This is a genomic window from Citrobacter sp. wls714 (genome assembly GCF_005281025.1).
GTDB lineage: Bacteria > Pseudomonadota > Gammaproteobacteria > Enterobacterales > Enterobacteriaceae > Citrobacter > Citrobacter werkmanii.
Genome location: NZ_SZWZ01000075.1, coordinates 161,487 through 183,451, shown reverse-complemented (window position 1 = coordinate 183,451; position 21,965 = coordinate 161,487). Strand labels below are relative to the sequence as shown.

At 51.3% G+C, this 21,965-nt stretch carries 23 protein-coding genes, 1 other RNA gene and 1 pseudogene; 12 read left to right on the top strand and 13 right to left on the bottom strand.

What is annotated here, in order from left to right:
* Positions 1–120 precede the first annotated feature (120 nt).
* On the bottom strand, positions 121–498 hold the full coding sequence (locus tag FDX11_RS16695) for a DUF454 family protein (protein WP_042310044.1): 378 nt from the start codon (positions 496–498) through the stop codon (positions 121–123).
* Between the two features lie 69 nt (positions 499–567).
* On the opposite strand from FDX11_RS16695, the gene priC reads away from it, so the two are divergent.
* Both priC and rsmS read left to right on the top strand, forming a co-directional pair.
* Positions 568–1,095: a primosomal replication protein N'' gene (priC, locus tag FDX11_RS16690; RefSeq protein WP_170975615.1), complete on the top strand. Its 528-nt coding sequence runs from the start codon at positions 568–570 to the stop codon at positions 1,093–1,095.
* A 14-nt stretch (positions 1,096–1,109) separates the two neighbouring features.
* Positions 1,110–1,271: a pleiotropic regulatory protein RsmS gene (gene rsmS / locus FDX11_RS16685; protein ID WP_064507026.1), complete on the top strand. Its 162-nt coding sequence runs from the start codon at positions 1,110–1,112 to the stop codon at positions 1,269–1,271.
* A 75-nt stretch (positions 1,272–1,346) separates the two neighbouring features.
* Here rsmS and mscK read toward each other — a convergent pair whose 3' ends face one another.
* Together mscK and acrR are read right to left on the bottom strand one after the other, a co-directional pair.
* On the bottom strand, positions 1,347–4,712 hold the full coding sequence (gene mscK, locus FDX11_RS16680) for a mechanosensitive channel MscK (protein ID WP_042310047.1): 3,366 nt from the start codon (positions 4,710–4,712) through the stop codon (positions 1,347–1,349).
* A 127-nt stretch (positions 4,713–4,839) separates the two neighbouring features.
* Positions 4,840–5,490 carry a multidrug efflux transporter transcriptional repressor AcrR gene (gene acrR / locus FDX11_RS16675; RefSeq protein WP_042310049.1) on the bottom strand — a complete coding sequence of 217 codons (651 nt, stop codon included), beginning with the start codon at positions 5,488–5,490 and terminating at the stop codon, positions 4,840–4,842.
* A 141-nt stretch (positions 5,491–5,631) separates the two neighbouring features.
* On the opposite strand from acrR, the gene acrA reads away from it, so the two are divergent.
* The 6 genes from acrA (at position 5,632) to FDX11_RS16645 (ending at position 12,421) form a co-directional block, all read left to right on the top strand.
* On the top strand, positions 5,632–6,825 hold the full coding sequence (gene acrA / locus FDX11_RS16670; protein WP_038638348.1) for a multidrug efflux RND transporter periplasmic adaptor subunit AcrA: 1,194 nt from the start codon (positions 5,632–5,634) through the stop codon (positions 6,823–6,825).
* Between the two features lie 22 nt (positions 6,826–6,847).
* A complete protein-coding gene (gene acrB / locus FDX11_RS16665) occupies positions 6,848–9,997 on the top strand; it encodes an efflux RND transporter permease AcrB (RefSeq protein ID WP_038638345.1) in 3,150 nt (1,049 codons plus the stop codon).
* 483 nt (positions 9,998–10,480) lie between these two features.
* Positions 10,481–10,855 (top strand): Hha toxicity modulator TomB, encoded by a 375-nt coding sequence (gene tomB / locus FDX11_RS16660; RefSeq protein WP_003021733.1) that lies wholly within the window; start codon positions 10,481–10,483, stop codon positions 10,853–10,855.
* A 27-nt stretch (positions 10,856–10,882) separates the two neighbouring features.
* Complete coding sequence (locus tag FDX11_RS16655) at positions 10,883–11,101, top strand: HHA domain-containing protein (RefSeq protein WP_002892050.1); 219 nt, start codon at positions 10,883–10,885, stop codon at positions 11,099–11,101.
* 181 nt (positions 11,102–11,282) lie between these two features.
* Complete coding sequence (gene maa / locus FDX11_RS16650) at positions 11,283–11,834, top strand: maltose O-acetyltransferase (protein ID WP_137348990.1); 552 nt, start codon at positions 11,283–11,285, stop codon at positions 11,832–11,834.
* A 116-nt stretch (positions 11,835–11,950) separates the two neighbouring features.
* Positions 11,951–12,421 carry a YlaC family protein gene (locus FDX11_RS16645; RefSeq protein ID WP_042310054.1) on the top strand — a complete coding sequence of 157 codons (471 nt, stop codon included), beginning with the start codon at positions 11,951–11,953 and terminating at the stop codon, positions 12,419–12,421.
* A gap of 73 nt (positions 12,422–12,494) precedes the next feature.
* On the opposite strand, the gene ykgO is transcribed toward FDX11_RS16645, so the two are convergent.
* Together ykgO and FDX11_RS16635 are read right to left on the bottom strand one after the other, a co-directional pair.
* A complete protein-coding gene (ykgO, locus tag FDX11_RS16640; RefSeq protein WP_005125190.1) occupies positions 12,495–12,635 on the bottom strand; it encodes a type B 50S ribosomal protein L36 in 141 nt (46 codons plus the stop codon).
* 1 nt (position 12,636) lies between these two features.
* Positions 12,637–12,897 carry a type B 50S ribosomal protein L31 gene (locus FDX11_RS16635; protein ID WP_038638331.1) on the bottom strand — a complete coding sequence of 87 codons (261 nt, stop codon included), beginning with the start codon at positions 12,895–12,897 and terminating at the stop codon, positions 12,637–12,639.
* 187 nt (positions 12,898–13,084) lie between these two features.
* On the opposite strand from FDX11_RS16635, the gene FDX11_RS16630 reads away from it, so the two are divergent.
* The gene (locus FDX11_RS16630) at positions 13,085–14,638 is read left to right on the top strand and encodes an EAL domain-containing protein (RefSeq protein WP_042310056.1); all 1,554 of its coding nucleotides are present in this window, start codon (positions 13,085–13,087) and stop codon (positions 14,636–14,638) included.
* Positions 14,639–14,689: 51 nt separating this feature from the next.
* Here the strand turns inward: FDX11_RS16630 and FDX11_RS16625 are convergent, their stop codons facing one another.
* Entirely contained in the window at positions 14,690–15,043 is a 354-nt protein-coding gene (locus FDX11_RS16625) for a DUF1428 domain-containing protein (protein ID WP_042310059.1), read from the bottom strand.
* Positions 15,044–15,107: 64 nt separating this feature from the next.
* Positions 15,108–15,737 (bottom strand): YitT family protein, encoded by a 630-nt coding sequence (locus tag FDX11_RS16620; protein WP_042310061.1) that lies wholly within the window; start codon positions 15,735–15,737, stop codon positions 15,108–15,110.
* A gap of 87 nt (positions 15,738–15,824) precedes the next feature.
* Between FDX11_RS16620 and FDX11_RS16615 the strand changes: the two genes are divergently transcribed.
* Entirely contained in the window at positions 15,825–17,252 is a 1,428-nt protein-coding gene (locus FDX11_RS16615; protein ID WP_137398254.1) for a PLP-dependent aminotransferase family protein, read from the top strand.
* A 59-nt stretch (positions 17,253–17,311) separates the two neighbouring features.
* Here the strand turns inward: FDX11_RS16615 and FDX11_RS16610 are convergent, their stop codons facing one another.
* From FDX11_RS16610 to ffs, 3 genes are all read right to left on the bottom strand, one after another.
* Complete coding sequence (locus tag FDX11_RS16610; RefSeq protein WP_137398253.1) at positions 17,312–17,530, bottom strand: hypothetical protein; 219 nt, start codon at positions 17,528–17,530, stop codon at positions 17,312–17,314.
* A complete protein-coding gene (locus FDX11_RS16605) occupies positions 17,527–17,778 on the bottom strand; it encodes a hypothetical protein (protein ID WP_038638313.1) in 252 nt (83 codons plus the stop codon). The genes FDX11_RS16610 and FDX11_RS16605 overlap by 4 nt, the downstream gene beginning before the upstream one ends.
* A gap of 154 nt (positions 17,779–17,932) precedes the next feature.
* Positions 17,933–18,029, bottom strand: an RNA gene (gene ffs / locus FDX11_RS16600) — signal recognition particle sRNA small type.
* 84 nt (positions 18,030–18,113) lie between these two features.
* Between ffs and FDX11_RS16595 the strand changes: the two are divergent.
* Positions 18,114–18,503 (top strand): annotated as a pseudogene (locus FDX11_RS16595) (MGMT family protein).
* Between the two features lie 31 nt (positions 18,504–18,534).
* Here FDX11_RS16595 and FDX11_RS16590 read toward each other — a convergent pair.
* Entirely contained in the window at positions 18,535–19,104 is a 570-nt protein-coding gene (locus FDX11_RS16590) for a YbaY family lipoprotein (protein ID WP_042310078.1), read from the bottom strand.
* A gap of 211 nt (positions 19,105–19,315) precedes the next feature.
* Between FDX11_RS16590 and tesB the strand changes: the two genes are divergently transcribed.
* A complete protein-coding gene (gene tesB / locus FDX11_RS16585; protein WP_042310080.1) occupies positions 19,316–20,176 on the top strand; it encodes an acyl-CoA thioesterase II in 861 nt (286 codons plus the stop codon).
* 72 nt (positions 20,177–20,248) lie between these two features.
* Here tesB and amtB read toward each other — a convergent pair whose 3' ends face one another.
* On the bottom strand, positions 20,249–21,535 hold the full coding sequence (gene amtB / locus FDX11_RS16580; RefSeq protein ID WP_061381566.1) for an ammonium transporter AmtB: 1,287 nt from the start codon (positions 21,533–21,535) through the stop codon (positions 20,249–20,251).
* A 31-nt stretch (positions 21,536–21,566) separates the two neighbouring features.
* Positions 21,567–21,905: a P-II family nitrogen regulator gene (gene glnK / locus FDX11_RS16575; RefSeq protein ID WP_006685697.1), complete on the bottom strand. Its 339-nt coding sequence runs from the start codon at positions 21,903–21,905 to the stop codon at positions 21,567–21,569.
* Positions 21,906–21,965: the final 60 nt, after the last annotated feature.

Sequence of the window (21,965 nt, the reverse complement as noted above, 5' to 3'; positions counted from 1 at the left end):
TTTGTGTCTATATTAAGGGCCAGGGTTACATTTGCTTAACCTTTGACCACCTGCGCCTGTGCTCGAAAACGGTCGAATTTACTGGCTGTGAGAGACAATTGCAACAGCGATTATTGCGCTTTACTGCTTTTGTTGTTTTTCATCAATCACCGGGATCCGCCACATAAAAATCAGTAAACAGGCGAGAATAACCAGCAGCAGGCCGCGTACCCACATCATATTGACCAGCCACAGTGAAATACCAAACGTCACCAGGATCAACAAAATAGCGCGCGGCTTTGCTCCCGGCGGCATCGCACGGTGTTTTTGCCAATGGCGCAGATACCCGCCGAACCACGAACGATACAACAGCCAGTCGTGAAAACGCGGTGATGAGCGAGCAAAACACCAGGCAGCCAGCAGGATAAACGGCGTCGTGGGCAATAGCGGCAATACAACGCCCAACGTTCCTAATACTACCGCTAGCCAGCCAATGATGATTAGAATAATGCGTTGCATAATATAAGTACTTAACACAGAGAATCGCTACTTTAGCATAACAGTTCTCATTTTCATCGGAGTGTTGTCGTGAAAACCGTCATGCTGCTACAGACGCTCGAAAACCAGCTTAACCGCCTGCGACAGCGTTGTGCCCCGTTGGCGCATCATACAACGCTGAGCGCCCGCTTTGACAGGCATCTGTTTCACACTCGCAGTACGTTACTGCAGGCTTGTCTGGATGAAGCAGAAGAAAATCTTAATGCCCTACGCCGCGCGGTTGATCAGCAACAACTACCACAAATTAGCTGGCTTGCGGAACATCTTGCCTCACAGTTAGAGGCGATTTCACGCGAAACCACCAGCTGGTCGCTCAGAGAGTGGGACTGCGCCTCTCCCGGTCTGGCGCGTTGGCAGCGCAAGCGGGTTCAACACCAGGAGTTTGAACGCCGGCTGGTTGAAATGACGCGTGAACGCAAAGAGCGCCTGGCTCAGGCTACTGGCTTTGAAGAACAGCAAAAACTGCATCGTGAAGTAGAAGCATTCGAAGCGCGACTCGCGCGCTGTCGTCATGCACTGGCAAGAATAGAAAATGTGCTGGCGCGTTTAACCCGCTAATCCCCGGAGAATTTATGTCATTAGAGAACGCCCCGGACGAGGTCAAACTGGCCGTCGACCTGATTGTTTTACTTGAGGAAAATCAGGTTGCGCCTGAGACCGTGCTGAAGGCGCTAGAGATTATTAAACGGGATTACGAAAGGAAGCAGCTCTCTTCTTCTAAAAAAGCGCTATAGCTGAAATGCCTGATGGCGTTGCACTTATCAGGCCTACGAATGAATCAAAGCTCGCAGGCCTGATGATTTTTTCTATTAACCTACCGAAGGCGTCGGATCGTCACCCTTGATGATGTCACGCTTAACCTCGGTCACAGTGTCCCCTTTCGCATTATGCAGGTGCACTTCGAGCTGGTTAAAGGCGATATCAATGTCATTTTCACGGCACAAACGATCGACCGCCCGGTTAAGTTCGTCAACCGTATGGCTACGATCGCGCAGTTCACGCACGTATAAACGCAGCTCATGATCCAACGTGCTGGCACCGAAGGCGGTAAAGAACACCGCTGGCTCCGGATCGTGCATCACTTTCGGATGTTCCATCGCCGCCTGCAGCAGCACTTTCTTCACTTTCTCCAGATCCGAACCGTAGGCCACACCAATGCGGATCACCAGACGCGTAGTGGTATCGGAAAGCGACCAGTTGATCAAACGCTCCGTCACAAAGGCTTTGTTCGGGATGATCACCTCTTTGCGATCAAAGTCGGTAATGGTGGTAGCACGGATACGGATCTTGCTGACCGTTCCCGAGAATGTTCCGATGGTCACGGTATCGCCGATACGTACCGGGCGCTCAAACAGAATAATCAGACCGGAAACAAAGTTACCGAAAATCTCCTGCAAACCAAAACCAAGACCAACCGACAAAGCTGCGGCCAGCCACTGTAGTTTATCCCACGAGACGCCGAGCGAACCGAAGACCGTCATCGCACCGATAGCGATGATCGCATAGTTAAGAATGGTGGTAATCGCATACGACGCCCCCTGGCGCATTTTCAGTCGCGAGAGTACCAGCACTTCCAACAGGCCGGGTAAGTTGCGGATCAGCGCCCATGCGACCATTGACGCAATAATCGCAAACAGCAGGCTGCCCATGGTGACGCTTTTCACCACTGCGGCCCCCGCTTCTGTAGCGTTATAATGCCAGAGCGTAATGCTGTCGAGGTAACTGAACACGGTGATCAAATCGGACCAAATTGCCCAGAACAGAACACCAAACAAGGCAACCATCACCAGCATGGTGATACGCAAGGTTTGCTGGTTAACCTGCTCCAGCGCAATGGTCGGCTCTTCTTGCGGTTCCGCGCCTTCCGCCCCTTCTTTCACCAGGTTCTGACGACGCGCTAACGCACGACGCCAGGCGATGCGCCGCGCCGCTACGCTCAACCCGCGAAGTACCGTCTGATACAACAAGTTCCAGACAATAACCAGATAAACCGTTTCAATCCAGCGCCCCGACAAGCGCAGCGTGGTATAGAAATACCCTGTCGCCGTCAGCACCATCAATGCGATAGGGATAATAGACAGCACGGTAATGGTGACCAGACGCAGACCATGCGACTCTTTGTCACGCCAGCTTTCACGGCACATTGGCCATACCAGGAAGGCGATCAGCAACAGGTTGAGGAAAATGACGGACTGACCAAGCACATCGTCCATCAGATTGAGCGGTGACAGTTCAGCAACAACCGACCAGAAGTTAAGCGGTAACAACGCCAGGCTAATACGCACAATCTGGCGACGCCAGTGGCTGGTTTGCTTTGCAGGCATGCCAAAATGGCGTATCGCCACGCCATCTTTTTCCAGCACCTTCCAGCACAGACCAAACACCAGCCAGAAGACGGTCATCTTTTTACTGAACGCCCACAGCAGGTCGCTGATATTCAGCTGCATGGTAAGCAGAATCAGACCCACGGCGAGGATAATCAGACAGGCCGGCAGCGCTCTGATGAGATCGATCAGTATTGCTTTTGGCGTATTGAGCTGACTGTCATTACGCAGGTTGCCTACCGCAGCGGCTAATTTCGCCTGATATTCTTTCAGCCATTTCAAACGCCAGCGGATTAACCCAGCGATGAGCAGCAGCGGCAACCCTGCGAGGAATGCAATAAATACCGCTGGCCAGGCTTTTTCCCAGTTCACGGTGATTTTCATCGACTTAAACTGGTCTTTCAGCGTTTGCGGGAAGGCTTTGATCCAGTCCCAGTCCATTGGGCGGTTACTGTTAACCCAAAAAATTTGCTGGGTGAGGATCCCTTTCAGGTTTTTCGACACGCTCATCAACTGCTGCTGGTTGATTTGCAGGTTAATCGCCATCATCAACTGGTTACCCAGTTGCTTATTCAGTTGATCCAATAGCTCCCGGCGCATATCCACGACCTGCAGCAGGGCATCATGAACTTCACCGTTGACTTCGCTGCTGTGCCCTTCTTCCAGTTTGGCGACAAACGCATCATTCTGGAACAGGGCGTCACGTTGCTGATTGACCTCGAACTGCTCCAGACGCAAATCGGCGATCCGGTTGGTCATATCGGCAAGCTCATCTGCCGACGGCAGCGTTTGTTGCTGCTGGTACAGAATACGTGACAGCAGCAGACTGCCTTTCAGGACAGCGATCTGCTCTTTAATATTGCGTTCGGATTGCAGCGCGCGATCGAGCCAGTTTTTGACCTTAATGTTTTGCTGCATCAGGTTATTGCCGTTTTCGGTCGCGGCGATCAGACGCTGGCTAAGCTGATGGTTGACGTCCAGTTCCTGCTTCACTAACGGATTAGACTGAATACGCTCAGCTTCGTCAGGCGATACCGCTTCCTGCGCCGTCTTTTCGGTTAACGTCAGTCGTTTGCTGTTTACCGCTTCTTGCAGGAGCTGGAGCTGGTGTTCAAGACGATTGCTGTTTGCCGTCACGTAATCGCGTTGTTTTTGCAAGGTGTCCTGCAAAATCGTATTACCTTCAAGGCTTTTACGTTGTTGGTCGATCTGCGCGTTCAGGAGCGCCTGCTGTGCCTGCAGCAGGACCTGCTGGCTGGGGCGCAACGCCGCCTCACCCACGTTATTACCATCAAGCCGATTGCGGATTTGCTGCATTTGCTGCGACGCGGTGTACATCGCATTTTGCACGCGCTCTGGCTGAGTCTGCAGTGATACCAGTTGGCTATTATAAGCGGCCAAATCGTTTTGCGCGCTTTGCAGGTCATCCAATACCTGCGCCACGCGCGACTCCAGCTGGCGTAAGGAGAGCGTACTCAGCGTTTTTCGCGTTTCATCGTCATTATCAACATCGCTGAGCGAATTTAACGCATCCATTGCCTGACGCATTTTTTCCGGCGCCTCGGCAACTTTCTGCCGAAGCTGTACGGTCTCATCTTTCACGCGATCGATTTTATCCAGCGTGGCGATGGTATCGGTCAGATCCTGCTGAACCAGCTTATCCTGCGCGGAGAGATCTTTTTGTTTATTCAGCGCGTCCAGTTGGCTCTGAATATCCGCTTTCGTCGGCAGATCCCCACTCTGTTGCGCCCGTGCAAATGCTGACGACTGGCAAGAAAGCAATAGAATGAAGAAAAGAAAGGTAATAGCAATAAGATGCTGTGAACGTTTATAGAGCTGCAACATAGTCATGAGAATGAACGTTTCTGAACCGGAAAAGTGACCGGAAATAGTCAAGCGGCAAGAATATCACGGCTGTGAGCGGCAGAATAGCAGCAGGCAAAACGACCAGGATAATTCCTGGTTAAGACCTCAAAAGTTAGCAGGATTTCGCCACATTAACCCGCAGGCTTGGGCAGAGAAGACACATCTCCAACAGCACTGCGACGTATTCACGCGCTTCTTTTTTCAGATCAAAAGATTCAGGGGCAAATAACCAGTTCTCTATAATTCCGGTAACATAGCTACGCAGCAGCACCGCCACGCGACGCGTGTTCAGATTTTCCGGCAGCATGTTGGCATTCATGCAGTGCCGCAATGTTTGTTCGATACGGTCGTAATTCTCAATACACAGACTGCGTTGAGCTAGCTGAACAGTGGCCATTTCCCCGACAAATTCGCATTTGTGGAATATAATTTCCAACAACAAACGTCTGCGTTCTTCTGTCACGGTAGCTTCAAGAACGTAAATTAAAATTTCTCTTAATACTGATAGTGGATCGTCGGGGAATTTTGCTTGATACTCAGTCTCTAACTCATCAATGTTAGGTTTTGCTAGCTCCCAAATTTCACTGAATAAATCCGATTTGTTTTTGAAATGCCAATAGATTGCGCCGCGCGTGACACCAGCGGCTTTTGCGATCTCCGCAAGCGAGGTGGATGATACCCCTTGTTGCGAAAACAAACGCAGAGCAACATCGAGAATGTGCTGTCGTGTTTCCTGTGCTTGTTGTTTGGTTTTTCGTGCCATAGGTCAGTGAATTTACAGGTGTTAGATTTACATACATTTGTGAATGTATGTACCATAGCACGACGATAATATAAACGCAGCAATGGGTTTATGGGCTTTAAGCCATTGATCAATTTGAAATCGGACACTCGAGGTTTACATATGAACAAAAACAGAGGGTTAACGCCTCTGGCAGTCGTTCTGATGCTCTCAGGCAGCTTAGCGCTAACAGGATGTGACGACAAACAGGCCCAACAAGGGGGCCAGCAGATGCCAGAGGTTGGAGTTGTTACGCTCAAAACTGAACCTCTACAGATAACAACCGAACTCCCGGGTCGCACCAGTGCGTATCGCATTGCTGAAGTTCGTCCTCAGGTTAGCGGCATCATCCTGAAACGTAATTTCACGGAAGGTGGTGACATCGAAGCGGGTGTATCTCTCTATCAGATTGATCCTGCGACTTATCAGGCCGCTTATGAGAGCGCAAAAGGCGATCTGGCCAAAGCACAAGCCGCAGCAAATATCGCTCAACTGACGGTTAAACGTTATCAGAAACTGTTGGGTACTAAGTACATCAGTCAACAGGATTACGATAGCGCGCTGGCAGACGCACAGCAGGCGAACGCCGCCGTCGTCGCCGCGAAAGCCGCAGTAGAAACTGCACGCATCAATCTGGCCTATACCAAAGTGACGTCGCCGATCAGCGGCCGCATTGGTAAGTCATCCGTTACGGAAGGTGCTCTGGTGCAAAACGGTCAGGCGACCGCACTGGCTACCGTTCAGCAGTTGGACCCTATCTATGTGGACGTGACGCAGTCAAGTAACGACTTCCTGCGCCTGAAACAAGAGTTGGCCAACGGCACGCTGAAGCAAGAGAACGGTAAAGCGAAAGTCGAGCTGGTGACCAATGATGGCATTAAGTTCCCGCAGGCCGGTACGCTGGAATTTTCCGATGTTACGGTAGATCAAACCACCGGTTCGATTACGTTACGCGCAATCTTCCCTAACCCGGATCACACCTTACTGCCGGGAATGTTCGTCCGTGCTCGTCTGGAAGAAGGGACTAACCCAACTGCATTACTGGTTCCGCAGCAAGGCGTTACCCGCACACCGCGTGGTGATGCCAGTGCCTTGGTTATCGGTGCAGATAACAAAGTTGAAATGCGTCAAATTGTCGCCGCACAAGCGATTGGCGATAAATGGTTAGTCACTGATGGACTTAAGCCGGGCGACCGCGTGATTGTCACTGGGTTGCAAAAAGTACGTCCTGGCGCGCAGGTAAAAGCCCAGGAGATTACCGCGGATAATAACCAGCAAGCCGCAAGCGGTAGCCAACCTGAACAGTCCAAGTCTTAACTTAAACAGGAGCCGTTAAGACATGCCTAATTTCTTTATCGATCGCCCAATATTTGCGTGGGTGATCGCCATTATCATCATGTTGGCAGGGGGGCTCGCGATCCTCAAATTGCCGGTAGCGCAATATCCGACTATTGCACCGCCAGCAGTGACGATCTCCGCGACCTACCCTGGCGCTGATGCCAAAACAGTACAGGATACTGTTACGCAGGTTATCGAACAGAATATGAACGGTATCGATAACCTGATGTACATGTCCTCAAACAGTGACTCCACGGGTACCGTGCAGATCACCCTAACCTTCCAGTCTGGTACTGATGCGGACATTGCGCAGGTACAGGTGCAGAACAAACTGCAGCTGGCTATGCCGTTACTGCCGCAGGAAGTACAGCAGCAAGGGGTTAGCGTTGAGAAGTCATCCAGCAGCTTCCTGATGGTCGTCGGTGTTATCAACACCAATGGCACCATGACTCAGGAGGATATTTCCGACTACGTTGGCGCCAACATGAAGGATGCCATTAGCCGTACTTCAGGCGTGGGCGACGTTCAGCTGTTCGGTTCGCAGTACGCAATGCGTATCTGGATGGATCCAAACAAACTGAACAATTTCCAGCTGACACCGGTTGATGTCATCAACGCAATCAAAGCGCAAAACGCCCAGGTTGCAGCCGGTCAGTTAGGTGGTACGCCGCCGGTGAAAGGCCAGCAGCTTAACGCGTCGATCATCGCGCAGACCCGTCTGACCTCCGCCGATGAGTTCAGCAAAATTCTGCTGAAAGTAAATCAGGATGGTTCCCAGGTTCGTTTGCGTGACGTGGCGAAAGTAGAGCTGGGCGGCGAGAACTACGACATCATTGCGAAGTTCAACGGTAAACCAGCATCCGGTCTGGGTATCAAGCTGGCGACAGGCGCTAACGCCCTGGACACGGCAAATGCTATCCGCGACGAACTGAAGAAGATGGAACCGTTCTTCCCGTCAGGTCTGAAGATCGTTTACCCATATGACACCACACCGTTCGTGAAAATCTCTATTCACGAAGTGGTGAAAACGCTGGCGGAAGCGATCATCCTCGTGTTCCTGGTCATGTATCTGTTCCTGCAGAACTTCCGCGCGACGTTGATTCCGACTATCGCCGTACCGGTAGTGCTGTTGGGTACTTTTGCCGTCCTTGCGATTTTCGGCTTCTCGATAAACACCCTGACGATGTTCGGGATGGTGCTCGCCATCGGCCTGTTGGTGGATGACGCCATCGTGGTGGTCGAGAACGTTGAGCGTGTTATGGCGGAAGAAGGACTACCGCCGAAGGAAGCGACACGTAAATCAATGGGCCAGATTCAGGGCGCGCTGGTGGGTATCGCGATGGTGCTGTCAGCAGTATTTATCCCGATGGCATTCTTCGGGGGGTCTACCGGTGCAATTTACCGTCAGTTCTCCATCACCATTGTTTCCGCGATGGCGTTGTCAGTACTGGTGGCATTGATTCTGACCCCTGCTCTGTGTGCGACCATGCTCAAACCGATTGCTAAAGGCGATCACGGAGAAGGTAAAAAAGGCTTCTTCGGCTGGTTTAACCGCATGTTCGATAAGAGCACGCACCATTACACCGACAGCGTGGGCGGTATTCTGCGCAGCACCGGTCGTTATCTGGCGCTGTATCTGATCATCGTCGTGGGCATGGCCTATCTGTTCGTTCGTCTGCCAAGTTCGTTCCTGCCAGATGAAGACCAGGGGGTATTCCTGTCCATGGCTCAGCTGCCAGCGGGTGCAACGCAAGAGCGTACCCAGAAGGTGCTGGACGAAATGACGGATTACTATCTGACGAAAGAAAAAGCGAACGTTGAATCGGTATTCGCCGTTAACGGCTTCGGTTTTGCGGGTCGTGGTCAGAACACCGGTATCGCGTTCGTCTCGCTGAAAGACTGGAGCGAACGCCCAGGTAAAGAGAATAAAGTTGAGGCGATTACCGAGCGTGCGATGGGCGCATTCTCGCAGATTAAAGATGCAATGGTCTTTGCCTTTAACCTGCCAGCCATTGTGGAGTTAGGTACTGCCACCGGTTTTGACTTCCAGTTGATTGACCAGGCAGGTTTGGGCCATGAAAAACTGACCCAGGCACGTAACCAGCTGTTTGGTGAAGTTGCGAAACATCCTGATCTGTTAGTCGGCGTACGTCCTAACGGTCTGGAAGATACGCCGCAGTTCAAGATCGATATCGATCAGGAAAAAGCGCAGGCTCTGGGTGTTTCCATTAGTGATATTAATACAACGCTGGGTGCAGCATGGGGCGGAAGCTACGTGAATGACTTCATCGACCGTGGTCGTGTGAAGAAAGTTTACGTCATGTCTGAAGCGAAATACCGTATGTTGCCGGAAGATATTGGCAACTGGTACGTCCGCGGCAGCGATGGACAGATGGTCCCATTCTCCGCCTTCTCTACCTCACGTTGGGAATATGGTTCACCGCGTCTGGAACGCTATAACGGTCTGCCTTCCATGGAGATCTTAGGCCAGGCCGCACCGGGTAAAAGTACCGGTGAAGCGATGGCAATGATGGAGCAACTGGCCAGCAAACTGCCATCCGGTATCGGTTATGACTGGACAGGTATGTCCTATCAGGAACGACTGTCCGGCAACCAGGCCCCTGCGCTGTATGCCATTTCACTGATCGTCGTCTTCCTGTGCCTGGCGGCATTGTACGAGAGCTGGTCTATTCCGTTCTCAGTAATGCTAGTGGTACCGTTGGGGGTTATCGGCGCATTGCTGGCGGCAACGTTCCGTGGCCTGACTAACGACGTTTACTTCCAGGTAGGCCTGCTCACAACCATTGGGTTGTCGGCGAAGAACGCGATACTTATCGTCGAATTCGCCAAGGACTTGATGGATAAAGAGGGCAAAGGACTGATTGAGGCAACGCTGGACGCGGTCCGCATGCGTTTACGTCCGATCCTGATGACGTCACTGGCATTTATTCTGGGCGTAATGCCGCTGGTAATCAGCTCCGGCGCAGGTTCCGGCGCGCAGAACGCCGTTGGTACTGGCGTAATGGGCGGGATGGTGACGGCAACCGTGTTGGCTATCTTCTTTGTTCCGGTGTTCTTTGTGGTGGTACGCCGCCGCTTTAGCCGCAAAAATGAAGATATTGAGCATAGCCACTCAGTCGATCATCATTGATACCTCTCTAAAGATAAGGCCGCGCAAGCGGCCTTTTTTCTGGAAAAATCATAAAATCCACTTATTGCGATTCTGTTTATTTGCTCCAGCTTAAATAAGCGATATAATCCCTGTAGCCTTAAAGGCTATTCTTAAAAAGTGTTGAGATTTCTTATTTACGTTAATAAATATTAAGATTATTCCTGGCTATCGATCTTGTCGGTTGTTGCCTGTTGTTGCTATAGCTAATCAAGATAACCTGATGATTGCCCGAAGAATAAAGAATTTGTCCGATTTCGAATAACTGCATTTATCTGTTAAAATGTAAAAATGACGCTACATCATAATTTTGCATAATTGTAATTTTTCGTGATATGGCGATGAAATCTTTTTTAGAGTAGATTATAGTTAAATCATCAGGAGTCGCGGGCAAGTTCCAGGTAGTTTGTTGTATCCATCCCGAAGGTGTTCGGTTAGTTTAAGCCACGAAGAAGGGGATGCGTTATGGATGAATACTCACCCAAAAGACATGATATCGCGCAGCTTAAATTTCTCTGCGAAACTCTGTATCATGACTGTCTTGCAAACCTTGAACAAAGTAACCATGGCTGGGTTAACGACCCTACCTCTGCAACCAGCTTACAGCTCAATGAACTGATAGAGCATATTGCAACCTTCGCACTTAATTATAAAATTAAGTACAATGAGGACAATAAGCTGATTGCGCAGATAGATGAATACCTGGATGACACTTTTATGTTGTTCAGCAGTTATGGTATTAATACGCAGGATCTGCAGAAATGGCGGAAATCAGGTAATCGACTGTTTCGCTGTTTTGTCAATGCCACCAGGGCTAATCCTGTTAGTTTGTCTTGTTAAAAATTATTACAATCATAGGTAAGAGTTATGTCTGATAAACCATTAACTAAAACAGATTATTTGATGCGCCTGCGACGCTGCCAGACAATTGACACGCTTGAGCGCGTTATTGAAAAAAATAAATATGAATTGTCCGACAACGAACTGGCTGTATTTTACTCAGCAGCGGATCACCGCCTTGCTGAATTGACCATGAATAAGCTCTACGACAAGATTCCAACTTCCGTTTGGAAATTCATTCGCTAATTGTTCTCAAGGTTAAGTCAGGTATAGCGGTACATTTGTCTGACTGACCATTTTCGCATTTACAATGGTTATTTAATTCAAATCACGTGACTACGATCACAGTGAAGCAACGGGAACGTTCCCCTTATTTGCATTGCGTTTTACTGTGCTGAAATGTTCATCAGTACACAGGGAATTCGTAATGAGTAAAGAAAAGCAGAAAATGATCGCCGGTGAACTCTATCGCCCGGCGGATGAAACGTTGCGCGACGACCGACTACGCGCTCGTCAGTTGACCCATCGCTATAATCTTACTGCGCCAGACGCAAAAAGTGAGCGTCAGGCCATCCTGCATGATCTGTTGGGCCAAAGCGAGGCCGCGTATATTGAACCCTCTTTCCGCTGTGATTACGGTTATAACATCTACCTCGGTAAAGAATTTTACGCCAACTTCGACTGCGTCATGCTTGATGTCTGTCCAATCCATATTGGCGATAACTGCATGCTGGCACCCGGCGTCCATATCTACACAGCCACGCATCCGCTGGATGCGACCGAACGCAACAGCGGGCTGGAGCTGGGAAAACCCGTCACTATTGGCAACAACGTCTGGATAGGCGGACGTGCAGTAATAAATCCAGGCGTAACGCTCGGAGATAATGTCGTTGTAGCATCTGGCGCGGTGGTGACGAAAAGTGTTCCGGCAAACAGCGTAGTCGGCGGTAATCCCGCGAGGATCATCAAAACACTGTGATCTTAAATGTAACTGTTATGCTAAATTGTGGTTAATCTGTTACTTTCTTCAGAAGGTGTCCCCTTTTAAAATAGGGCGATCCCTCCTGAATTTTGCAGATATCACGAAGGCAAGAGATGACAGAAATACAGCGCCTGCTTACCGAAACAATCGACGACTTAAATATTCGCGAGAAGCGCGACAACAAACCGCGCTTTAGCATCAGCTTTATTCGCAAACATCCGGGGCTGTTTATCGGTATGTATGTGGCGTGGTTTGCTACGCTGGCGGTAATGCTACAGTCAGAAACACTGGTCGATTCGGTATGGCTGCTGGTAGTACTGTTTGTCATACTTAACGGCTTTTTCTTTTTCGACGTGGCGCCGCGCTATCGCTATGAAGACATCGACGTCCTCGATTTCAGAGTTTGCTATAACGGTGAATGGTACAACACGCGTTTTGTTCCCTCCTCACTCATCGACTCTATTTTGCACTCCCCTTCAGTTGATAGCGAACATAAAGCACAGCTGCAAAAGATGATTTCACGTAAAGGCGAACTCTCGTTCTACGATGTGTTTACGCTCACCCGCCCGCAGGCCAGCCAGTAATTTCGCCGTTACCATAAAAAAGTGCGTCCCTGTGAAGGAAACGCACTTTAATCCCTGAATGCTGGCAATGAAACTAACGTCTTTTTTTACGGCCCTGTACCGCTTTAAATCGCGGATTCGTTTTACAGATAACATACAAGCGCCCTTTGCGTTTCACTATCTGGCAGTCAGGGTGCCGCTGTTTTGCGCTGCGAAGCGAATTGAGTACCTGCATTTTAACCTCGCTTAGCGCCAATAAAATGACCAAAACGTTTCTGGAAGCGCGCTGCGCTACCTTCGTTATCAAAGGTCTTTTGTTTTCCGGTGTAGTACGGATGTGACTTAGATGAGATATCGAGAGTCACATACGGGTACGTTTTCCCCTCGAACTCAATCTCACGTTCGGTTTTGATGGTCGAACCGACCTTAAAATATTCATTGGCACTGGTATCGTGAAACACCACGGTACGATAAAAAGGATGGATATCCGGTTTCATGGCAACCTCAATTGTTACGTTATAACATAACCATAAAAATACATCACTCTTGTTTAAATCACAACCTGATTTACGCTACGGACAAACAAACGGGATGATAAGTGGCCCTAAATATATGATGCCAATCGAATAGCTTTTTCGGCTTTCAGATATACTTTCCTTACGCTGTGTTAATAAGGATATCATTGTGACAACACGACATCTGATAAGCCTGGTAACCGGGGTGCTGTTTCTTTCTATTCTCGCGCCCGTAGGTTTAAGCTTGTGGCTGGCACATCGTCAGGTCGAAACAAAATTTATCGATGAACTCGATATGTTCTCAACACGAGTCGCATTGCGCACGGAACGCGTCGGCGAGCAGGCCAGGAAAGCATTACGCCACATAGAATCCTTTCAGGGTGTGCCTTGTAGTGACGAGCATCTGCTGGAAATGCGTCGCTTGTCATATAGCTATCGCTATATTCAGGAAGTGCTGTATCTCAAAGACAATGTTCCGCAATGTTCATCTCTGGAAAAAAACAGCCAGGCTGCCGCATTTCCACCAGCAATGAAAGTCACGCCGGATGGATATCGCGCATGGCTTACTACGCAAAATGATTTGGGCATCAAGCGTTTTATGGCAGCTTTAGGTAGCGAGCATTATGTTGTGATGGTCGATCCGGGCTCCTTTATTGACGTCATCCCGTTTGGCTCATGGCCGATAGAAGTCACAATCATTGGCACCGCACGCAACGTGGTGGTTGCCAGTAGCGCCGCGCTGCCATCAGACGTTTTGCAACACGTGAAACAAGAACATTCGATCACTCATTTTCAGAAAGGTAGCAGTATTTTTAATGCTCGCCCCTTCCCCGAACTGGGCATCACGATCGTCACCTGGGCATCTACCCTACCCTTACAAAAAACCTGGCACCGACAGGCCCTGATCTGGGTCCCGGCAGGGATTATCATCGGCCTGCTTACCGCCGCCTTTATTCTGCGCATTTTGCGCCGCTTACAGTCCCCCCATCACCAGTTGCAGGATGCCATCCAGAATCGGGATATCAAGGTCCATTACCAGCCGATTATCTCACTCACAACGGGAAAAGTGGTCGGGGCAGAAGCGCTGGCCCGTTGGCAGCAGGCCGATGGGAGCTATTTGTCGCCCGAAATTTTTGTCGCGATGGCGCAGGAGACCGGACTGACAAAACCCCTCACGCGTTTGATAATTGAAAGCGTATTTGACGATTTAGGAAAATGGCTGCGTCAACATCCGGATCAGCATATCTCCATTAACCTTGAGTCAGCCGATCTGGCTTCTGAAACGCTTCCCGCTCTGTTAGGCCAGAAGGTAAAACACTGGCAGCTTAAGCCAGCGCAAATCGCGCTGGAACTGACCGAACGCGAGTTTGCCGATCCGAAAAACAGCGCGCCGTTTATTGCTAAATATCGTCAGGCGGGACACTCAATATACATCGATGACTTTGGTACCGGCTATTCCAGCCTGAGCTATTTACAGGATCTGGATGTGGACATCCTGAAGATAGATAAATCCTTTGTTGATGCCCTGGAGTACAACAACGTGACGCCGCATATCATTGAGATTGCCAAAACGCTGAAGCTGGAAATGGTGGCAGAAGGTATCGAAACTGAAAATCAGGAAGCCTGGCTACGACAACATGGCGTGCAGTATGGTCAGGGCTGGCTTTACAGTAAGGCACTGCCAAAAGCGGAATTTATTCTGTGGGCTGAAAAACGGCTTTAACAGGGCTGTTGATGTTGAGATGGCTGGCGGCACGCCGCACAGCCAGTCACATCACTCGTCCATAATGGGCGCAAATCCACCGTAGATCATTCGCTTGCCATCAAATGGCATAGATTCACCGAATTCCTTCATACGGGGATCGGACATCATCTTCTGATTCGCCGCATCGCGGACCTCTTTGGATGGGTATTCAATCCAGCTGAATACCACCTCTTCATGATCCTGCGCTTTCACTGCCATGCGAAAATCGGTCAATTTGCCGTCGGGGACATCATCAGCCCAGCACTCCACCACGCGTAATGCGCCGAACTCCTTGAAAAGCGGAGCTGCTTTTGCCGCCATCGCAATGTACGCCTCCTTATTTTCAGCGGGTACGGCAACCACAAAACCATCAACATACTTCATGAGAAAAACCTCCGAAGTTTACTGCGCGGCAAGCCGATTCTGGCCGCGTCAGTCGAGGTTAAGTTTAGTCGCCAGCGGACGATCGTGCCCCAGACTCACTCCTGACACGAATGCGCGACTGTGGCTGATGGCGAAACCACGGCAGGCAAATCTGAATTAACGGCCCAATAGCCAGCGCATACAACACCGTGCCAACCCCCACGGTCCCCCCCAGCAGCCAGCCGATAAGCAACACTGACACTTCGATTGCGGTGCGAATGCGTCGTACTGGCCATCCGGTACGTGCGTGAATACCGGTCATCAGACCGTCCCGTGGGCCCGCGCCAAAACCAGCGCCAATGTATAAACTGGTGGCTAATGCATTCAGTATCACCGCCATCACCAGCAGGCCGCTGCGCGCCAGCAGGGATTCAAATCCCGGGATCACCACCAGCGCGGCATCTGCAGCCAGCCCAATCATAATGACATTGCTCAGGGTGCCAAATCCGGGACGCTGGCGTAGCGGTATCCACGCCAGCAGCACCAACACGCCTACGACAATAATCACCACGCCGATATTCATCGACAGTAAATTGGCCACGCCCAGGTGAAATACGTTCCACGGATCGGCCCCTAAATCGGCACGAACAAACATGGCCGTCGACACACCGTACAGCGCCAGCCCGATATACAGCTGAAGTAAACGACGCAGCATGCTTTTTCCCTCTCACTCTCAGATAGCTTTCATCTTCCCCGTAATTGGCACTATGATTAATGTCCAGTTTTCAAAAAGTGGACTGCTATGTCATCTCGCCGTTATGGAAGTCAGTCTTTGCAGCGCCTGCTCGGCCACTGGCAGGAAAGCGCTTCGCGAACGCCCATCTGGCGACAGTTGGCAGAAGCGCTACGTCTATTGATTCTCGATGGTCGTCTGGCGCTGGATAGCCGCTTGCCTGGCGAGCGTGAACTCGCTGCCGTTCTGGAAGTGAGCCGAACCACCGTTGCCAGTGCTATGGCGCAACTGCGTGAGGAAGGCTATCTGGAGAGCCGTCATGGGAGCGGTTCACGGGTTATTCTGCCGGAACACATTCGCCATGTGCCAACGCGAACCAGCGCTGGCACTGCGCTTGATTTGTCCACGGCAGCGCTCAGTGCCGGTCCCGAAATTCATCAGGCTTATCAGCAAGCGTTGTTCGCGATGCCGCAGCATCTGCTGAGTTCCGGGTATCTGCCGCAGGGGCTGGCAGCTTTGCGCGAATCCATCGCCCGGCATTATTGTGAGCGCGGACTCCCCACGCAGCCCGATGAAATAATGGTAGTGAATGGCGCGGTCAGCGGTCTGGCGCTGATCCTGCGTTTGCTGACAGGTCCTGGCGATCGCGTCGTCGTTGATCACCCCACTTATCCGCTGGCGATTGCCGCTATTCAGGGCGCATCCTGTCGACCCGTTGGCGTGTCGCTACCCGGGCAGGGTTGGGATACGGCGGGTCTGGTCGCCACTATCGCGCAAACGGCGCCCAGAATGGCCTATCTGATGCCAGACTTTCATAACCCGACCGGGCGCTGCATGGACGCCGCAACACGCCAGGTTGTCGCAGATATTGCCGAAAGAACGCGTACCACGTTGGTAGTCGATGAGACGATGGTGAACCTGTGGTACGACGCCCCACCCCCACCACCGCTTGCCGCGTTCAATCGCGATGCCCCAATCATTTTACTGGGTTCGGCAGGGAAAAGCTTTTGGGGAGGATTACGTTTGGGTTGGATTCGGGCTTCGTCACGAACAATTGCCGCCCTGGTACAAACCCGCGACACTTTCGATTTAGGCTCTCCGGTACTTGAACAACTCGCCACCCGTTGGTTGTTGGATAACGCTGAGCGCTTTCTGCCTGACAGAAGACGGTTGCTGACATCGCAGCGCGACCTGTGTTCCAGTCTGATGCATACACATTTCCCGGAATGGCAGTTTACCCAACCACAAGGAGGACTCTCTTTCTGGGTCGAACTGCCCGATACGCTGGCGACGCTCTTTGCCACGCGCGCCGAAAGCGTGGGGATTCAGTTAGGAACCGGTACGCGCTTCGGCCTCGATGGCGCATTCGATCGTTTTTTGCGCATGCCCTTCACATTGCCGGATGATACAGCACGCGCCGCCTTCAGGGTGTTGCAACCCATTTGGGAAAACCTGCGTTTGCAGGCCAGCAGCGGGAAAATGCGCAAAATAATTTAAGCGACGAGCCAAAGGACTCGCCCTTGTATGCCGTAACGGACAAGGAAGTCCGGGCAATATTACAGCTGCGGAGGAACCGGACAACCTTTCAGGGAAATCACAAAATTCTCACCGTCCTTCTTAATTTTTGCCCCGGCATCACACCAGTCGGAAGCAATACGGAAGAACTCATCGCTGCCGACATTCCAGCTCAGGCGAACATGTTTCACATAGCCGGAACGCAGCAATTCACAGGCTTCACCGTAATTACAGGCGGTTGAGAGCGATTGTTGTTTCATTTTTTCTTCTTCAGTAATCTGCGCAATGCTTTGATTTCTTTAGGAGTCAGTGCGTCAACGACGGATTCTTCAGTATGCTGGCTGTCGATATCCTCAGCGGAGACTCCCGCCTCTTCAACGGCGGAAAATGCTATCAGCAGCAGCTTTTCCGTCGCGACACTTAAATTTTCATTATGCACTTCGGCGTAATGACGAAGTTTTTCTTTCAGCGCTTCATCAATTTTGACATTCAGTACAGCAGTCGACATTGTAAAAAATCCTTGTGATCGGCGACGGTAAAAGCGTCAAACAACATCCCCGAAACACATTGACAGCATTTGATGACAATAAAATGACGATACGGTGACAAAGAAAAGAAGATAAACAGAAAGGAAATTGCCGGACGGCAGAATTGGGTGGGGGCCCTGCCAGCTACATCCCGGCACACACGTCATCTGCCTTGGCTGCTTCCTTCCGGACCTGACCTGGTAAACAGAGTAGTGTTGCGGGAGAACCAACAGAGCCCCCATTGAGAGCGTTGTTAACCAACGCGCAGGCGCATTATCACTGCTGTACCCTGTAAATGCAACCCATCCAGCATCGGATGCTGTTTTCTTGCGCAATGCGGCTTCACTCACTCGCCATTCAGGATTATGCTGAAGGATTAGCGCAGGAATAAATGATGGATATACAAGACACTTTCCCCCAACGCGTCTGGCAAATTGTCGCGTCAATCCCCGAAGGATTCGTCACCACCTATGGCGATGTCGCCAGACTTGCCGGATCGCCGCGCGCTGCGCGCCAGGTGGGCGGCGTGCTTAAGCGTCTCCCCGAAGGTAGTTCCCTGCCCTGGCATCGGGTCGTCAATCGCCACGGTGCTATTTCACTGACCGGCCCCGATCTGCAACGACAACGTCAGGCGTTGCTGGCAGAAGGCATTGTCGTTTCCGGCAGTGGGCAAATCGATTTACAGCGCTATCGCTGGGTGTACTAACCCTCTCCTCATGGAGAGGGTTACGACTGCCTTAATACTGCGTGGGTGCAGGAACGGCAGAAGACGGGGTCACCTGGGTTGGTGAGGTCGAAGGCACCGTGGTGGTTGCGCCGCCGCCAGCATTAAGCGGGACTGCGGTCTGCTGCACGGGAACCAAAGTCAGGTCGGCTTTCGTCCCGCCCTGATTGATAACCGTCTGAACGGTATCGGTAATAAAGACCAGTTTGCCATTCACCGTAATTGCCGCACTCAGCAGAATACGCGCGTTGGGCTGAATATCTGCCGGGTTAAACGGTAATACGAAGCTGAATGGCGCTTGCTTACCTTCAGTACGCACCGCTTTTTGCGACAGCACTTTTGACGGCGCATCGGCCAGCGACGCATCCGACAGCGTGACGGTCAGCACCGCATCCGGTGGCAGGGCCACTTTCTGGCGGATCCATACCGTACCAGAGACATTGGGCTGCTGAATTTTAGACTGTGTGTCAGAAATTGACGTATTAGGGCTTGGCGCAGGTGTCTGAATATCTGCACTTTTATCGGCGCAGGCTGCCAGAGAGACTGCAACCGCTAAACCACTTACCATGTGCACGAGTTTCATTAAATTCTCCTTATCATCTATGCACCAGCGAGAACTTTCCTCGCCAGAAGAGTGGTTAACAAAAACATAACGTGATTAAGTGTGGCACAAGACAGCTGTTTTTGCCTGTAATAGGCCCGTAATTCAGACAATTGCACCCATCGGACCACTTTCAAAATTGCGTTATACTCTGCCTACCTCGCGCGACATCGATATCACCTGGAGAGCACGTATGAGTCTGGCACTGAAAAATTTGCTGACATTGTTAAATCTGGAAAAAATAGAAGAAGGACTCTTTCGCGGCCAAAGTGAAGACTTAGGATTACGTCAGGTTTTTGGCGGACAGGTTGTCGGTCAGGCGCTATATGCCGCGAAAGAAACTGTCCCGGAAGAACGTCTGGTGCACTCCTTTCACAGCTACTTTTTACGCCCCGGCGATAGCCAAAAACCCATCATTTATGATGTAGAAGTCCTGCGTGATGGTAACAGCTTCAGCGCGCGCCGCGTTGCCGCAATCCAAAACGGCAAACCCATTTTTTACATGACCGCCTCCTTTCAGGCACCGGAAGACGGATTTGAACATCAGAAAACGATGCCAGATGCGCCGGGTCCCGATGAGCTGAAATCAGAAACAGAAATTGCACGCTCAGTGGCGCATCTTCTGCCGCCACTATTGAAAGAAAAGTTTATCAACGACCGTCCGTTAGAAGTCCGCCCGGTAGAGTTTCATAACCCCTTAAAAGGTCACGTCGCACCTCCGACCCGTCAGGTATGGATCCGCGCCAACGGTCAGTTGCAAGACGATCTGCGCGTCCATCAGTATCTTCTGGGTTATGCCTCTGACCTGAACTTCCTGCCCGTCGCGTTGCAACCGTACGGGATTGGTTTCCTGGAAAAAGGGATTCAGATCGCCACCATTGACCACTCAATGTGGTTCCATCGTCCGTTCAATATCAATGAATGGCTGCTGTATAACGTCGAAAGTACTTCCGCCTCCGGTGCCAGGGGCTTTGTGCGCGGGGAATTCTATACCCAGGATGGCGTGCTGGTCGCTTCTACCGTACAGGAAGGGGTAATGCGTAATCGCAATTGATGCCTTATCCGGCCTACAGACTACATCGTTGTAGGCCGGATAAACGTTAGTGCCATCCGGCATATTGAGAAATCAGGCGTTGTAGGCGTTCTCGCCGTGACTGTTCACATCCAGACCTTCGCGTTCCTGCTCTTCTGGTACGCGCAGACCCACCGTCATATCCGCCAGCTTATAACCAATGAAGGCCACCACTCCGGACCAGACGATGGTAATCGCCACACTTTCCAGTTGCACCAGTAACTGATGCCCCATGGTCACGCCCTCAGCAAACCCCACGCCCCCCAGCGAGCTGGCGGCAAAAACCCCGGTCAGGATACAGCCGACAATGCCGCATACGCCATGAACACCAAACACGTCACACGGATCGTCCACGCGCAGAAAACGCTTGAGCATCGTCACTCCCCACAGCCCCGCCAGACCGGCTACCACGCCAATAATCAACGCCCCGCCGACACCGATATAGCCACAGGCAGGCGTGACGCCAACCAGACCCGCAACGGCCCCAGAACAGGCCCCCAGTAAAGACGGCTTCCCGCGCAGCGCCCATTCCCCGAAGATCCACCCGAGGATGGCGGCAGCGGTGGCGACCACGGTATTGACGAAAGCCAGCGCAGCAATTTCATTCGCCGTGCCCGCAGAACCGGCGTTAAAGCCAAACCAGCCAATGTAGAGAATGGCGGTGCCGGTGAAGACCATCGGCAGGTTATGCGGTTTAAAGGCTTCTTTACCAAAACCGACGCGTTTGCCAATCAGATAAGCGCCCACCAGACCGGCAATCGCCGCGTTGATATGTACAACCGTCCCGCCGGCAAAATCCAGTGCGCCGTGAGAAGCCAGCAAACCGCCGCCCCAGACCATATGGGCTATTGGGATGTAAGACAGCGTTAACCACACCACCACAAAAATCAGTACCGCCGAGAAGCGAATACGCTCAGCCAGCGCCCCAACGATAAGCCCAACGGTGATACAGGCGAAAGAGCCCTGAAAAGCAACGTGAATGTACTGGTAGAAGCTCCCCGTGACCGCCGTCAACGCGATGTTCTTCAGCAATACCCAGTTGAAGTTGCCGAAGAAATTATTCCCTTCGCCAAAGGCCAGTGAGTAGCCATAAACCACCCATAAAATACAGACCAGGGCAAATGTCACCGTCACCTGAGTCAGCATCGACAACACGTTCTTACCGCGAATCAAACCGCCGTAAAACAGCGCAATGCCAGGAATGGTCATAAACAGCACCAGCGCGGTACAGATCATCATAAAAGCGTTATCCGCTTTGTCCGCGACCGCCGGTGCCGCCATCGCCAGTCCCGGCAACAGCGCCAGTGAAGCAATACCTGTTTTCATCGTTGCTATCTTCATTTTTTGGTTTCCTATCACTGTGTGCCAGACGTTACAGTGCGGCTTCGTCAGTTTCGCCGGTACGAATACGAATCACGCGTTGCAGCTCGGCGACAAAGATTTTGCCGTCGCCAATTTTTCCGGTGTAGGCCGCCTTGCTGATGACATCGATCACTTCATCCAGTTGGTCATCGGCAATCGCCACATCAATCTTCACCTTGGGCAAAAAATTGACGCTATATTCAGCCCCACGGTACAGCTCGGCATGACCTTTCTGTCGGCCAAACCCCTTCACTTCGGTGACGGTCAGCCCCTGAATACCAATAGACGACAAGGCTTCGCGGACGTCTTCCAGTTTGAACGGTTTGATTACCACGGTAACCAGCTTCATAGATCCCCTCCAGTCAGAATTCAGTAGTGGCTGCAGATACACCAGATGAATACTGCAAGG